Below are 14,043 nucleotides of genomic sequence, written 5' to 3' on the forward strand. Positions count from 1 at the left end.
TGGGAGCGGCTTTAGCCGCGAAGAGGTCACCACAGACACAAACAAAAGCCCCGGCATCGCTGCCGGGGCTTTCTCATTTCAACTAACCGATCAGGACGGCACTACCGCCGCCTGCCCACTCATCGCCAGGTCAACCAGCTCGCGGTTGGCCACCGCGTACATCGCATAGTCGGTACCGGTGGCGTTGCGCAGGTCGTCGAGCATGGCGCGCCAGCGCTCGACCATCACACGATGCTGCTCGGCCCATAGCGCCACGCGGGCGTCCATGTCTTCCGGGGCATCGGCCATCTGCAGTACCGAAATGGTGATCGCCCGCTGCTGCAGGTCGATGTCGTCGCGGAACGCCTCGCGGGCCAGGGCCTGCCAATTGTTTTCAACTGGCAGATTGCTGATTTCCTGCAAGTACCAGGTCAGGTCCAGCGCGCTGCCCACGGCGAAGAACGCCTTGGCCACCTGGGCCGGCTCGTGCCCGGTCACGTCGGCAGCTTCGATGATCGGCAGCAGCGTGTACAGGTGGCTGGTGCCGGCCACCATGCGTGCCAGCAGCTCCGGCACCCCAGCGTCGACGAAGCCCTGGTAGCGGACCATCCAGCGCTCGCGGGTCGGGCCTTCCAGCAGTTCGTCGAGTTTCAGGCCCAATTGCGCGATCTTCGGCCCGAAGTGCGCGGTATCGCGCCCGGCATCCTGCTCGTTGCGGCGGCTGCGCAGGAACCAGCGGGTGGCGCGGCGGCCCAGGCGCATCAGCTCGTCCATCAGGGTCAGCTGGATTTCCGCCGGCACCTGGTAATCCAGCGCCTCGATCTGGCGGAACCAGTGCGGCAGGTGGAAGATGTCGCGCACGATCACATAGGCCCCAGCAACGTTGGCCGGGCTCATGCCAGTCGATTCCTTCAAGCGCTGGACGAAGGTGATGCCCATGTTGTTGACCAGGTCGTTGGCGATCTGGGTGCTGACGATCTCGCGCTTCAAGCGGTGGCGACGCATGGCGTCGGCAAGCTTGCTGACCAGCGACGGCGGGAAGGCAGTCTCCATGTCGCGGGTCAGGTAGTCATCATCCGGCACCAGGGACTTGAGCAACTGCTCCTTGAGGTCGATCTTGCTGTACGAGATCAGCACCGACAGCTCGGCACGGGTCAGGCCCTGGCCTGCGGCCAGGCGCTCGGCCAACTGCTCTTCGGACGGCAGGAACTCGATGGCCCGGTCCAGCTTGCCGCGCCCTTCCAGGTCGGCCATCAGCCGCTTGTACTCGGCGATCCGCTCACGGGCGCGACGCGCCGCCAGCGACAGCGCCTGGGTCTGCTTGTAGTTGTTGCCCAGCACCAGGCCACCCACTTCATCGGTCATGCTGCCGAGCAGCTGGTTGCGCTGCTTCTCGGTCATGTCGCCACCCTGCACCACTTCGTTGAGCAGGATCTTGATATTGACCTCGTGGTCGGAGCAGTCCACGCCACCGGCGTTGTCGATGAAGTCGGTGTTGGTGGCGCCGCCGTGCAGGCCGAACTCGACGCGGCCGAGCTGGGTCATGCCGAGGTTGCCACCCTCGCCCACCACCTTGCAGCGCAACTCGTTGCCGTTGACACGCAAGGCGTCGTTGGCCTTGTCGCCAACATCGGCGTGGCTTTCGCTGCTGGCCTTGACGTAAGTACCGATACCACCGTTCCACAGCAGGTCAACCGGGGCCTTGAGCAGCGCATGCAGCAACTCGGTCGGGGTCAGGCGGTCGGCCTCGATGGCGAAGCGTTCCTTCATCTGCGGGCTGATGGCGATGCTCTTGGCACTGCGCGGGAAGATCCCGCCGCCTTCGGACATGATGCTGATGTCGTAGTCGCTCCAGGCCGAGCGCGGCAGGTCGAACAGACGCTGGCGTTCGGCGAAGCTGGTGGCCGGATCCGGGTTCGGGTCGATGAAGATGTGCAGGTGGTTGAACGCCGCTACCAATTGCAGCTTGTCGGACATCAGCAGGCCGTTACCGAACACGTCACCGGCCATGTCGCCGACACCGATCACGGTGATCGGGTCTTGCTGCACGTTGATTCCACGCTCGCGGAAGTGGCGCTGCACGCCGACCCAGGCGCCGCGCGCGGTGATGCCCATTTTCTTGTGGTCGTAACCGGCCGAGCCGCCCGACGCGAAGGCATCGCCCAGCCAGAAGCCGTAGTCGATGGCGATGCCGTTGGCGATGTCGGAGAAGGTCGCGGTGCCTTTGTCGGCCGCCACCACCAGGTAGGGGTCGTCGTCATCGTGACGCACCACGTTGGCCGGTGGCAGCACGCCGCCGTCCCTGAGGTTGTCGGTGATGTCGAGCAGGCCCGAGATGAAGATGCGGTAGCAGGCCACGCCTTCGGCGGCAATCTCGTCGCGGGTTCCGCCCAACGGCAGGCGCCGTGGCAGGAAGCCGCCCTTGGCGCCGACCGGCACGATCACCGAGTTCTTCACCTGCTGGGCTTTGACCAGGCCAAGTACTTCGGTGCGGAAGTCTTCTTCGCGGTCCGACCAGCGCAGGCCACCACGGGCGACGTTGCCGAAGCGCAGGTGCACGCCCTCGACCCGCGGCGAATAGACGAATATCTCGAACTTGGGTACCGGCTTGGGCAGCTCGGGAATCAACTTGGGGTTGAACTTGAAGCTGAAGTACGACTTGTTCTGACCGTTGGCGTCGGGCTGGTAGAAGTTGGTGCGCAGGGTGGCCTTGATCAGGTCCAGGTAGCGGCGCAGGATACGGTCTTCGTTGAGCACCTGAACGTCGTCCAGTGCGCTGAGGATGGCCTGCTCCAGGCGTTGCTGCTTGTCGTCCAGGTCATCATGGGTGAGCTTGCGCGCCAGGTAGAAGCGGGTTTTGAACAACCGCGTCAGCTCGCGGGCGATGTCGGTGTGGTTGTTCAGGGTGCTGGCGATGTAGCCCAGGTCGAAGCCCAGGCGGATCTGCTTGAGGTAGCGGGCATAGGCGCGCAGCAGGGCGACGTCGCGCCATGGCAACCCAGCAGTGAGCACCAGGCGGTTGAACGCATCGTTCTCGGCATCGCCCTGGACGATATGGACGAACGCGTCCTGGAGCACGTCGTTGAGCTGCTGAATGTCCAGGCTCAAGCCTTCGCTATAGGTGAAGGCGAAGTCGTGGATCCAGTACTCCCGTCCACTGGCATGACGCAGACGATAGGGGAACTCACCCAGTACGCGCAGGCCGAGGTTCTCAAGGATCGGCAGCACGTCCGACAGCGCCAGCGGGGTGTCGGCGTGGTACAGCTTGCAATGCAGCAAGCGCTCACCCACGCGCGTCAAAGGCTGGTAGAAGCTCATCGCCAGCGGCTTGCTCTCGGACAACGCCAGCACGTGTTGCAAGTCGACCACCGCCGAATGCGCAGCGAAGCGTTCGCGGTAACCGGCCGGGAAGCCTTTGGGGAAATCGGCGAGGATGTTGGTGCCCTGGGCTTCACCGAAGTTTTCGACAACCAGCGCCGAGTAATCGTCATGCCACGAGCGGCAGGCCTGGATCACTTCGTTTTCCAACTGCTGCGGGTCGATGTCGATACGGTTTTTCGGATCGACCCGCAGGATCAGTTGCACGCGCGCCAGTACCGACTCGGAGAAGAAGGTCCAGAACTCGCAATCGCTGGCCTTGAGGCGCTCCATCAGCACCTGCTGGATCTTCTGCCGTACTTCGGTGGAGTAGATTTCCCGCGGCACATAGGCCAGGCAGTAGCAGAAGCGGCCGTACGGATCCTTGCGCAGGAACACGCGGATCTTGTTGCGTTCCTGGATCTGCACGATCGACATCACGGTGGTGAACAGCTCGTCGATCGAGGTCTGGAACAGGTCGTCACGCGGCAACACTTCGAGCACCTGAGCCAGTTCCTTGCCCAGGTGCGCCTTGGGGTCGAAACCGGAGCGGCGCTCGACTTCGGCGACCTTGACCCGGATGTAAGGGATGGCATGCACGCTCTCGCCGTACACCGAGGAGGTGTACAGGCCCATGAAGCGGTGTTCCTTGACCACCTTGCCGTCGGCATCCAGCTGGCGAATCGACACGTAGTCCGGGTAGGCAGGGCGGTGCACGCGACTGGGCAACGCGGCCTTGGCGAACGACAATAGCAGCGGCTCGGCGAGGTAGGCCACGGCGTAGTCTTCGATGCGCAGCTCTTCAGGCGTCAGCCCCACGCGCAGGCGGCGTGGCAGGCCGAGGAACGACTGCTCGTCGTAGACCATCTGGCCGCCGGCACTGCCAGCCTGCACGGTGAATTCTTCATAACCGAGGAAGGTGAAATGGTTGTCCAGCAACCATTCGAGGAAGGCCTTGACCTCGCCCTTTTCATGCTGCGCCGGGGCATAGGCGGTTTGCTCCACCTGCGCCACCACTTCACGCAGCTTGGCCTTCATCGGCTCGAAGTCGGCCACGGCCACGCGCACTTCGGCCAGCACCTGCTCGATTTCGCGAGTCAGCACGTTCAGTTCGGCGGCGTTGGCGCAGCGGTCGATCTCCAGGTACATCAGCGACTCATGGCGCACGCCCTCGCCCTGACTGCCTTTGGGCAACAGCTCCAGCAACTGGCCCTTGGCGTCGCGGCGTACACTCAGCACCGTGGTCTGCAAGGTATGAATGCTGTAACCGCGGCGGTTGAGCTCGGTGCGCACCGAGTCGACCAGGAACGGCAGGTCATGGTGCAGTACCTCGACCACCGTGTGGGTCGATTGCCAGCCATTGCGTTCGTAATCGGGATTGTACACCCGCACTTGCGGTTGCTCGGGGTCGAAGCGCTCGATGATGCTCCAGGCAGACAAGGTACAGCCGGCCAGGTCCGACAGCCTGCGCTGGGTGAGCTCGTCCATGGAGATGATGCCGAAGAACTGCTCGGCGAACAGCGCCACTTGTGGCAGGGACTGTTCGCTGATGTGCTGCGCCAGGGCCGCTTGCAGTTGATGCTGGAAGTCGGCTTTGCTGGCTGCGGTGAAGAACGCCATCTGTGGTACTCCGCTTGGGCTTTGTAATAGTTGAAGCGTCGCGTGCGTCCGACGACTACGGATCAACGATAGCCAACCCGTGGCGAGCCGGACGCCAATGTTCAGGGCTCGCGGAAGCTTAACGACTGATCGGTCATCACCGCTTGCAGCGCTGCGACAATTTCGGTCAAGGGGGGGTAACTTTACGTTTATGGATGTGTTCAAGGCTGTCAGAATTCACTTTCGTTTCCATTGACCCGAGCCATCTCCATGCAATTCAAGACTGCCCTGCTGTTCGCCACCCCCTGCGATGACGAGGAAGACAACATGGCGACCCTGTGCTGCCACAGCGACAAGGGGCAGATGTTTTTGCTCACCCGCTACCCGGATGAGGACACCGTCGACCTGACCCTGGACGACGAGCCGTCGACGCTGGACGGGTTGAAGGTGACCTTGAGTGCAGAGCGCTTGCTGATCGAGGTGGCGGCTGGGGATCGGGATGCGTTGAAGGGGGATGAGGTGCTGGAGATCGTGCTGACTTCGGCGGGGACGGATCTGGAAGAAGTGGCGTTGACCTTGCAGAACATCCTTGAAGGCACTGGCATCTTCGTCAACGAGCTCTGAGTCTTTCAGTCACGGCCTCTGCGCGGGTCGAAACGCCACCCAACCTCAACCCGGCGGGTTTTCGTGCATCACCCTGCCGCCTTGCGCAGGCCGGTTGATGTAAAACACGTCCAGCGCACTGTTGTTCAGGCCCATGACGGCATTCCAGTGCGCGGACGTATGGATGTACTTTTCCTGTAACAGGCCCTGTTCTCCGGGCGTCAGCTGCAATGACGCGCCATCACCCAAGGCAAAGTCGTGGAGCTTGCGACTGATCCCCTGCAATTCTTCGGGAATCCGATGCGCCTCGTCATCGCCCAGCGCGGCAAAGGGTACCGCGCCGCGCACCGCCAGCTCACGCATCACGCTCAGGTACACGCGTGACAGATGCCCGGCCACCTCCCGCTCACGGTACACGGCGACAAACACCTGCTTGTCAAGATCCTTCAGCCGGGCCTTGCTCCCAGAGATCGGTTGCTCCCAACTCATCAGCCGAGGACGAGGGCCCGGCAGATTGGCAAAGGCCGATTCCAGCAAGCTCGACACCACGGTGTAGGCATGGGTGCGCTCGACCGGCGTCGTCTGCGCCACAGCGCTCGAATACGGCTTGCTCAGCAAGACCTGCTCGCGCATGTGCTCCAGATACCCACCGCCAATGTCCGAATGAACACCCGGCACGATGATGTCGTTGTTGCTGCGCACCAGCGGAAAATTGCGCCGTCGCTCATCGCCCGCTACCAATTGCACCACCTGCCGGGCAATCCTTTCGCGCAATTCGAAGCGCAAGCCGTGGTAGTTGCTGTTGGCAGGGTCGAAATCCCCTCGCAGGGGCGCCACGAATGCCGCCACGGTATCGAACAGGCCAATGAAGTTGATCGCCCTATCGCCCCGCAACGCCCGCGGCAACCCTGGCTCTGCGGCCCCTAAACGGTTGGCCAGGTGCCTGGCGGCCGCCGCGCCACGACTGAAGCCGAACAGGTCGAACTCGACGCGCACGGGCCAAACCTGCGGGCCGCTGACGTGAGCGCTGCGCAGTTGCTCATCGACCATGGCCAACGCCTGTTCAACTCTTGCTTCCACACCTGATTCACCCCGCCCTGTCGCCTGGGCGTAGAGCGAATCCGGCGCCCCTCGGGTAGTACCCACGCCTTGCACATAGGTTTTGATAAACACCTGGCCCTCTACGACGCCAGTGGGATACAGCGCATGCAACAGGGCAATATTGCTTCGGGCATTGGCATAACTGCCTGTTTCGTTCTGAGCGGCTACCCCTGTAACAGGCCCGAGGTTTGCCTGGTTATTGCCAGTACCATCAAAAAAGACACCCACCCGCACGCGCTGCCGCTCGTTCATGGTCGCCTACCTTCCTGTGTAGAAGGTCACCATCAAGCGACAGATCACAACGGCAAAAAACCGGGAAATGCATCAACCCCAAAGCGCGCAGATTTCGACGCGGCACTGCGGATAGATTAAAGTATCCCCCCTTGCCAGGTCAGTCGCGCTTCGCGCTCGCCCTGGCGCCACCCCAGGAACCGCTACCGATGGAACACCGTGAAGCGCTGATCGCGCTGCGCACCTTTCTTTCCTCCCAGATCCTAGGCCAGGAGAAACTGGTCGAGCGGCTGTTGATCGTGCTGCTGGCCGACGGCCACATGCTGGTCGAAGGTGCTCCGGGGCTGGCAAAGACCAAGGCCATCAAAGAGCTGGCCGAGGGCGTAGAAGCGCAGTTCCATCGCATCCAGTTCACCCCTGACCTGCTCCCGGCCGACATCACCGGCACCGAAATCTATCGCCCGGAAACCGGCAGCTTCGTGTTCCAGCAGGGGCCGATCTTTCACAACCTGGTGCTGGCCGACGAAATCAACCGGGCACCTGCCAAGGTGCAGTCGGCGCTGCTCGAAGCCATGGCCGAGCGCCAGGTCAGTGTCGGGCGCAGCACCTATGACCTGTCGCCGCTGTTCCTGGTCATGGCCACGCAGAACCCGATCGAGCAGGAAGGCACCTACCCGCTGCCCGAAGCCCAGCTAGACCGTTTCCTGATGCACGTGAAAATCGGCTTCCCCGATGCTGCGGTAGAGCGGCGCATCCTCGCCCAAGCTCGCGGCGAAGCGCTGGGTGGCGAGGTCAAGCCTGAACGGCGGGTCAGCCAGCAGGCGATCTTTGCCGCTCGCAAGGAAATTCTTGGCCTGTACATGGCCGATGCGGTGGAGGAATACCTGGTCCAGCTGGTCATGGCCACCCGCACCCCGGCCAAGTTCGATACCGAACTCGCCGACTGGATCGCCTACGGCGCCAGCCCGCGCGGCTCCATCGCCCTCGACCGCTGCGCGCGTGCCCACGCCTGGCTGGCCGGGCGCGACTTCGTCAGCCCCGAGGACATCCAGGCGGTACTGTTCGACGTGCTGCGCCATCGCATCATCCTGTCCTTTGAAGCCGAGGCGGCGGGGGTCGACCAGGACCGCGTGGTCCAGCGCATCCTCGACGTCGTCGCCGTTGCCTGACCCCATGCCCACTGCGCCGCAGGCCCAACCCGGCATCCGCATCGGCCTCGCCGAGCTGATCGACATGCGCCACCGCGTGCGCGAAATCCAGCTGTTTTCCCGGCCAGGCCAGCGCAGTCCATTGGTCGGCCTGCACCATTCGAAGCTGCGTGGCCGCGGGGTCGACTTCGACCAGGTGCGCGTTTACCAGGCCGGCGACGATGTGCGCAACATCGACTGGCGCGTCACCGCGCGCACCCAGGAGCCGCACACCAAGCTGTTTCATGAAGAGCGCGAACGGCCGATCTTCATCCTCGTCGAACAAAGCCAGCGGCTGTTCTTCGGTTCGGGGCTGATGTTCAAGTCAGTGCTGGCGGCACAAGCTGCGGCGCTATTCGGCTGGGCGGCGCTAGGCCACAACGACCGCATCGGCGGGCTGGTGTTCGGCGACAACGAGCACCACGAAATCAAGCCACGGCGCAGCAAGCAAAGCCTGCTGCAGCTGCTCAACCGCCTGGCCAAGGTCAACCAGGCGCTGCACACCGAAGCGCTGCCCCAGGTCGACAGCCTGGGCCTGGCCTTGCGCCGCGCCCGTGAAGTGCTGCGCCCCGGCAGCCTGGCCATCGTCATTTGCGACGAACGCTCGCTCAGCCCCCAGGTTGAACAGCACCTGGCGATGCTCTCACGCCATTGCGACCTGCTGCTGCTGCCCGTCTCCGACCCGCTCGACCATGCCCTGCCCGCCGCCGGCCTGCTGCGTTTTGCCCAGCGCGGCGCGCAGCTGGAGCTTGACACCCTGGACGCCAACCTGCGCCAGGCTTACCGTCAACAGGCCGAAGCACGCATCGAACGCTGGGAGCTGATGGCGCAAAAGCTGCGCGTGTTGTTGATGCCGCTGAGTACCCAGAGCGAAATGATCGAACAGCTGCGCGAATACCTGAACGCCCAGCGCCCTCGGAGCGGGACATGAAGCACCGCAACCTATGAACCCATTGGACCAGTTGCAACCGTTGATCGCCCCGCCGGCGATCGGCCTGTGGCCACCCGCGCCTGGCTGGTGGCTACTGCTTGCCTTGCTGCCGCTACTGGCCTGGGGCCTGTGGCGGGTGCGCCGCTGGCGCCCCGGCAAACGCCGGGTGGTGCGCGCCGAGCAACCGCTCGACCCGGTGCGCGTGGAAGCCCTGGCCGAACTCGCCCGCCTGCCCCGCCCCTACGACGGCGCGCCCGCTGGTGCCTGGCTGCAGCAGATCAATGCGCTACTCAAACGCCTGTGCCGCAACCATTATCCCGGTGCCAACAGCCACACACTCAATGGCCGCCAGTGGCTGGCGTTTCTCGACAACCGCTGCCCAGCCGCCGGCCTGACCCGCTGGATGGTGCTGGTCGAAGGCGCCTATAAGCCTGAGTGCAAGCTGGACGACAAAGCCATCGTCGGGCTTAGCCAGGCCGTCGAAACCTGGATTCGCAAACATGTTTGAACTGGCCTGGCCGTGGATTTTCCTGCTGCTGCCGCTGCCCTGGCTGGCGCGCCTGGTGTTGCCCGCCGCCGACAGCGGCGAGCCGGTGCTCAAGGTGGGCTTCCTCGATGAACTGGAAGGCCTCGCGGGCCGCCGTGCACGGCTGAACCTGCCGACCTGGCGCCAGCAAGCCCCGTTCGTGCTGATCTGGCTGTTGCTGCTGTTCGCCGCCGCGCGCCCGCAATGGCTCGGCGACCCGGTCCCGGTGGCCGCCAGTGGCCGCGATTTGCTGGTGGCGGTGGATGTGTCCGGCTCGATGGACTTCCCCGACATGCAGTGGAAAGGTGACGAAATCAGCCGCCTCGACCTGGTCAAGGCGCTGCTCGGCGACTTCCTGCAAGATCGCGAGGGCGATCGTGTCGGCCTGATCCTGTTCGGCAGCCAGGCCTACCTGCAGGCACCGCTGACCTTCGACCGGCGCACCGTGCGGACCTTCCTCATGGAGGCGCAGATCGGCATCGCCGGCAAGAACACCGCCATCGGCGATGCCATCGGCCTGGCAGTCAAGCGCCTGCGCCAGCGCCCGGCACAAAGCCGGGTGCTGGTGCTGATCACCGACGGCGCCAACAACGGCGGGCAGATCCACCCGCTGACCGCCGCGCGCCTGGCCGCCCAGGAGGGCGTGCGCATCTACACCATCGGCATCGGCGCCAACCCCGAAGCCAGCGGCACACCCGGCCTGCTTGGCCTCAACCCGAGCCTGGACCTCGACGAAGCCTCGCTCAAGGACATCGCCGAGCTGACCCAGGGTGCCTACTTCCGCGCACACGACGGCGCCGAACTGGATGCCATCGGCGACACCCTCGACCAGCTCGAACCCGTTGCCCAGCAGCCGACCCAGGCGCGCTCGGCCAAGGCCCTGTACGCCTGGCCGCTGGCCCTGGCGTTATTGCTCAGCGTGCTGCTGGTGGTGGCGGTGCAGTGGCCAGACACACTGCTGCAAAGGGCGTTGCGCAAACCGCGCTTCCTGCAGCCCCACCCGGAATGGCGTGAACGCCTGAAACGGCTGCGCCTGAGGAAGCGGCGATGATCGATTTGTGGCCGCAATGGTTACGCCCCCTCTGGCTATTAGTGGTGCCGCTGCTCGCCTGGCTGCTGTTCAAGCTGTGGCACCGGCGCAAGCGCGCCGGGCGCTGGCAGATGATCCTGCCGCAGGCATTCCACCCGGTGCTGCTCGGCGGCGGCAGCGGCAGCAACAGCAAATTGCCGTGGGTCGCCCTGGGCCTGGCCTGGCTGCTGATCGTGCTGGCCCTGCTCGGGCCGAGCTGGCAGCGCCTGGAAGAAACCCGCCAGCGCCCGGCCGACCCGCTGGTGATCCTGCTCGAACTGACCCCGCAGATGCTCGCCGAGGACACCTCGCCCAACCGCCTGCAACAGGCACGGCGCAAAATCCTCGACCTGCTTGAACATCGCCGCGACAGCCAGACCGCGTTGATCGTCTACGCAGGCAGCGCCCACACCCTGGTGCCGCTGTCCGATGACCTGGGCACCACGCGCAACCTGCTCGAGGCGATCGACCCGTCGATCATGCCGCAACCCGGCCAGCGCGCCGACCTGGCCGTGCAAAAAGGCCTGGCCCTGCTGGCACAGAGTGGCTTGGGCCAGGGCCGCCTGCTGCTGATCGGGTCGGCGCTGAGCGCGCCCGAGCGCCAGGGCATCACCCAGGCCCTTGGCCGCCAGGGCCCGAGCCTGCTGATGCTGGGCATCGGCACCCGCGAGGGCGCGCCAGTGCGCCAGGCCAATGGCGAATTCCTCAAGGACGACCAGGGCGGCATCCTGGTGCCACGCCTGGACAGCCCCGGCCTCAGGGCCTTCATCAACGGTACCGGCGGGCGCTACCGCCATGCCCGCATCGACGATCTGGACCTGCGCGGCCTCGGCTTGTTCGACAACCCGCGCAGCCTGCGCAACGATGGCCAGAACGTACAGCTCGACAGCTGGGCCGACCAGGGTTATTGGCTGCTGTTTCCGTTGTTGTTGCTGGCGGCCTGCGCCGGTCGACGCGGCTGGTTGTTCTGCCTGCCGCTGCTGCTGGCCGTGCCGCAACCGAGCCACGCCTTCGAGTTCAACGACCTGTGGCTGCGCCCCGATCAGCAAGGCCAGCGCCTGCTAGAACGCAACCAACCGGCGGATGCCGCCCGCCATTTTCAGGACCCGCAATGGCGCGGTATGGCCCTGTACCAGGCCGGTGACTACGCCGCAGCCGCCAAGGCATTTGCCCAAGGCAACAGCGCCGAGGCCCACTACAATCGAGGCAATGCCCTGGCTCGCAGCGGTGAACTGGAAGCCGCCCTGGATGCCTACGAGCAGGCGCTGGAGCGTCAGGCCGACCTCAAGCCTGCGCTGGATAACCAAGCGCTGATCCAGCGGCTCTTGCAACAACGCGAGGCACAGGCCGAGGAACAACCGACCAAGAACGATGCCCAAGGCACGCCCGGCAGCGAGACCGAGGGCAACAGCAGCTCGGCCAGCAGCCCGGCGCAGGGCACACCCGGCAACGATGAACAGGCCAACGCCGAGCAACCCGGCGAGGGCAGCAGCAACAACCAGGCCACGCCCGGCAACCAGGGCGGCGATGACGACGGCGTCATCCAGCCACCCCAGCGGCCGGTATCGAACAGTCTCGACGCCGAACAACGCCAGGCGCTTGAACAATGGTTGCGGGAGATCCCCGACAACCCGGCGGAGCTGCTGCGGCGCAAATTCTGGTATGAACAGCAATTGCATCAGGAATCCCAACGATGAGTCGCCTCGGCGTCTTTCTCCTCAGTCTTGTATGGGCACTGCTTGTCCAGGCCGAACCGACCCTGCAGGCCAGTGTCGACCGCACCCGCCTGGAAGCCGGCGAAACCCTGGAGCTGACCCTCGAAAGCCAGGACGTGACCCAGTTCGGCAAGCCCGACCTGCGCGCGCTCGAAGGCGACTTTGAGGTGCGCGGCACGCGCCAGTTGAACAGCCTGCACACCCTTGACGGCGAGACCCGCGCCAGCACCCGCTGGATCATCACCCTGCTGCCACGGCGCAGTGGCAGCCTGAACATCCCAGCGCTGCAACTGGGCCAGTCGCACAGCCAGGCCATCGAGCTGCAAGTGCTGCAGGCCGACGCCAACCGTCCGGACAGCGCATCCCAGGTGTTTGTCGAGGCCACCCTGGACAGCAACGAGGTGTACGTCCAGGCCCAGGCCGTGCTGACCCTGCGCATCTACCATTCAGTGTCGCTGTACGACGACAGCAGCCTCAGCCCATTGCAGCTGGAAAACGCCAAGGTCGAGCCGCTGGGCGAATCGCGCACCTATGAAAAGGAAATCAACGGTGTGCGCCACGGGGTGATCGAAACCCGCTACGCGCTCTATCCGCAGCAGAGCGGCGACCTGGATATCCCACCACTGACGTTCACCGCGACCGCCGCTGCCAATGCCGAGCAACCCGCTGGTACCGCACGAGGCCGACAGGTACAAGTCAGCTCGCTGCCGCTTCGCCTGACAGTACGCCCGATCCCCGCCGCCTGGCCCGCCAATGCACCCTGGCTGCCCGCCCGCAGCCTGAACCTGGAAGAACACTGGAACCCCGATCCCGGTAGCCAGCAGACGCAGATCGGCGATTCGTTGACCCGCAGCATTACCCTGCGCGCCGAAGGGTTGTCGAGCACCCAACTGCCGCCACTGCCGGCCACCGAAATCGTCGGCCTGCGCCGCTACCCGGACCAGCCGCTGCTGCGCAACGAAATCAACGAGCGCGGCATGACCGCCAACCGCGAGGAACGCGAAGCGCTGGTGCCGACCCACAGCGGCCAACTGGCACTGCCTGCGCTAGAGGTCACCTGGTGGAACACTCGCGAGGACCATCTGGAGCATTCCAGCCTGCCTGCACGTACGTTGAACGTGCAGGACAACCCGGCCTTGAGCGCCGAAACCCCGGTTGGCGATGCCAGCAGTGCCAGCCGCCGGCTCTGGCCCTGGCAGGTCGCCACCCTGGTGTTCGCCCTGACCACGTTGCTCGGCTTCACCCTGTGGTGGCGCGCCCGCTCGCAGCCGGCCGTGCTGCGCGCCGCGCAAACTGGCCCCAGCCCACGCACCCTGCTGGACGACCTCAAGCGCGCCTGCCAGGCCAACGACCCGCAGGCGACGCGCCAGGCGCTCGATGCCTGGGCACGCCAGCAGCCCGAGACCCTGGCCGAGATGGCGGCGCGGTTCGTGCCGCTGTCGGATGCACTGGATGGACTGAACGGGGCGTTGTATAGCGAGATGGGGCAGTATTGGCAGGGCGAGGATCTGTGGCGGGCGATCGGGACGATTCCGCCGGCGGAGCAGGTGTTGTTGCCTACAGGTGAACCGGGGAGTTTGCCGCCGCTTTATCCTAAATGAGGGTGTGGCTGAGGGGTGCTTGCCTTGGCCTTTTCAGCGATCTTGAGATCGAGCGCCGCCCGCGCGGCGCTTCGCGGGGCAAGCCCGCTCCCACATTTACCTATGGCCAATAATGCCTATTGCATCTCCACTGCCCGCCTCGTT

At 64.8% G+C, this 14,043-nt stretch carries 9 protein-coding genes; 7 read left to right on the top strand and 2 right to left on the bottom strand.

Going from position 1 to position 14,043, the window contains the following annotated elements; genetic code table 11:
- Positions 1–90 precede the first annotated feature (90 nt).
- A complete protein-coding gene (locus ACZ6YA_RS07635; protein WP_465896523.1) occupies positions 91–4,956 on the bottom strand; it encodes an NAD-glutamate dehydrogenase in 4,866 nt (1,621 codons plus the stop codon).
- 249 nt (positions 4,957–5,205) lie between these two features.
- Here ACZ6YA_RS07635 and ACZ6YA_RS07640 point away from each other — a divergent pair, with 249 nt between their 5' ends.
- Positions 5,206–5,559, top strand: coding sequence for a hypothetical protein (locus ACZ6YA_RS07640; RefSeq protein ID WP_465896524.1), 354 nt, complete (start codon positions 5,206–5,208; stop codon positions 5,557–5,559).
- Between the two features lie 45 nt (positions 5,560–5,604).
- Here the strand turns inward: ACZ6YA_RS07640 and ACZ6YA_RS07645 are convergent, their stop codons facing one another.
- On the bottom strand, positions 5,605–6,891 hold the full coding sequence (locus ACZ6YA_RS07645) for a phospholipase effector Tle1 domain-containing protein (protein ID WP_465896525.1): 1,287 nt from the start codon (positions 6,889–6,891) through the stop codon (positions 5,605–5,607).
- A gap of 188 nt (positions 6,892–7,079) precedes the next feature.
- Here ACZ6YA_RS07645 and ACZ6YA_RS07650 point away from each other — a divergent pair, with 188 nt between their 5' ends.
- From ACZ6YA_RS07650 to ACZ6YA_RS07675, 6 genes are read left to right on the top strand one after another with little or no spacing between them, the layout of a single operon-like run.
- A complete protein-coding gene (locus ACZ6YA_RS07650; protein ID WP_039601915.1) occupies positions 7,080–8,039 on the top strand; it encodes an AAA family ATPase in 960 nt (319 codons plus the stop codon).
- Positions 8,040–8,043: 4 nt separating this feature from the next.
- On the top strand, positions 8,044–8,988 hold the full coding sequence (locus tag ACZ6YA_RS07655; protein ID WP_465896526.1) for a DUF58 domain-containing protein: 945 nt from the start codon (positions 8,044–8,046) through the stop codon (positions 8,986–8,988).
- Positions 8,989–9,001: 13 nt separating this feature from the next.
- Positions 9,002–9,496, top strand: a complete 495-nt coding sequence (locus ACZ6YA_RS07660) for a DUF4381 domain-containing protein (RefSeq protein WP_465896527.1) — start codon at positions 9,002–9,004, stop codon at positions 9,494–9,496.
- Complete coding sequence (locus ACZ6YA_RS07665) at positions 9,489–10,565, top strand: vWA domain-containing protein (protein WP_465896528.1); 1,077 nt, start codon at positions 9,489–9,491, stop codon at positions 10,563–10,565. Before ACZ6YA_RS07660 ends, ACZ6YA_RS07665 begins: the two co-directional genes overlap by 8 nt.
- The gene (locus ACZ6YA_RS07670; RefSeq protein ID WP_465896529.1) at positions 10,562–12,280 is read left to right on the top strand and encodes a vWA domain-containing protein; all 1,719 of its coding nucleotides are present in this window, start codon (positions 10,562–10,564) and stop codon (positions 12,278–12,280) included. The genes ACZ6YA_RS07665 and ACZ6YA_RS07670 overlap by 4 nt, the downstream gene beginning before the upstream one ends.
- A complete protein-coding gene (locus ACZ6YA_RS07675; RefSeq protein ID WP_465896530.1) occupies positions 12,277–13,899 on the top strand; it encodes a BatD family protein in 1,623 nt (540 codons plus the stop codon). Before ACZ6YA_RS07670 ends, ACZ6YA_RS07675 begins: the two co-directional genes overlap by 4 nt.
- Positions 13,900–14,043 lie beyond the last annotated feature (144 nt).

It is taken from the genome of Pseudomonas sp. NPDC090752, assembly GCF_055584805.1.

What these genes read in the sequence shown, in the direction of transcription:
- ACZ6YA_RS07635 (WP_465896523.1), bottom strand. Translation starts at nt 4,956, where the DNA reads ATGGCGTTCTTCACCGCAGCCAGCAAAGCCGACTTCCAGCATCAACTG.
- ACZ6YA_RS07640 (WP_465896524.1), top strand. Translation starts at nt 5,206, where the DNA reads ATGCAATTCAAGACTGCCCTGCTGTTCGCCACCCCCTGCGATGACGAG.
- ACZ6YA_RS07645 (WP_465896525.1), bottom strand. Translation starts at nt 6,891, where the DNA reads ATGAACGAGCGGCAGCGCGTGCGGGTGGGTGTCTTTTTTGATGGTACT.
- ACZ6YA_RS07650 (WP_039601915.1), top strand. Translation starts at nt 7,080, where the DNA reads ATGGAACACCGTGAAGCGCTGATCGCGCTGCGCACCTTTCTTTCCTCC.
- ACZ6YA_RS07655 (WP_465896526.1), top strand. Translation starts at nt 8,044, where the DNA reads ATGCCCACTGCGCCGCAGGCCCAACCCGGCATCCGCATCGGCCTCGCC.
- ACZ6YA_RS07660 (WP_465896527.1), top strand. Translation starts at nt 9,002, where the DNA reads ATGAACCCATTGGACCAGTTGCAACCGTTGATCGCCCCGCCGGCGATC.
- ACZ6YA_RS07665 (WP_465896528.1), top strand. Translation starts at nt 9,489, where the DNA reads ATGTTTGAACTGGCCTGGCCGTGGATTTTCCTGCTGCTGCCGCTGCCC.
- ACZ6YA_RS07670 (WP_465896529.1), top strand. Translation starts at nt 10,562, where the DNA reads ATGATCGATTTGTGGCCGCAATGGTTACGCCCCCTCTGGCTATTAGTG.
- ACZ6YA_RS07675 (WP_465896530.1), top strand. Translation starts at nt 12,277, where the DNA reads ATGAGTCGCCTCGGCGTCTTTCTCCTCAGTCTTGTATGGGCACTGCTT.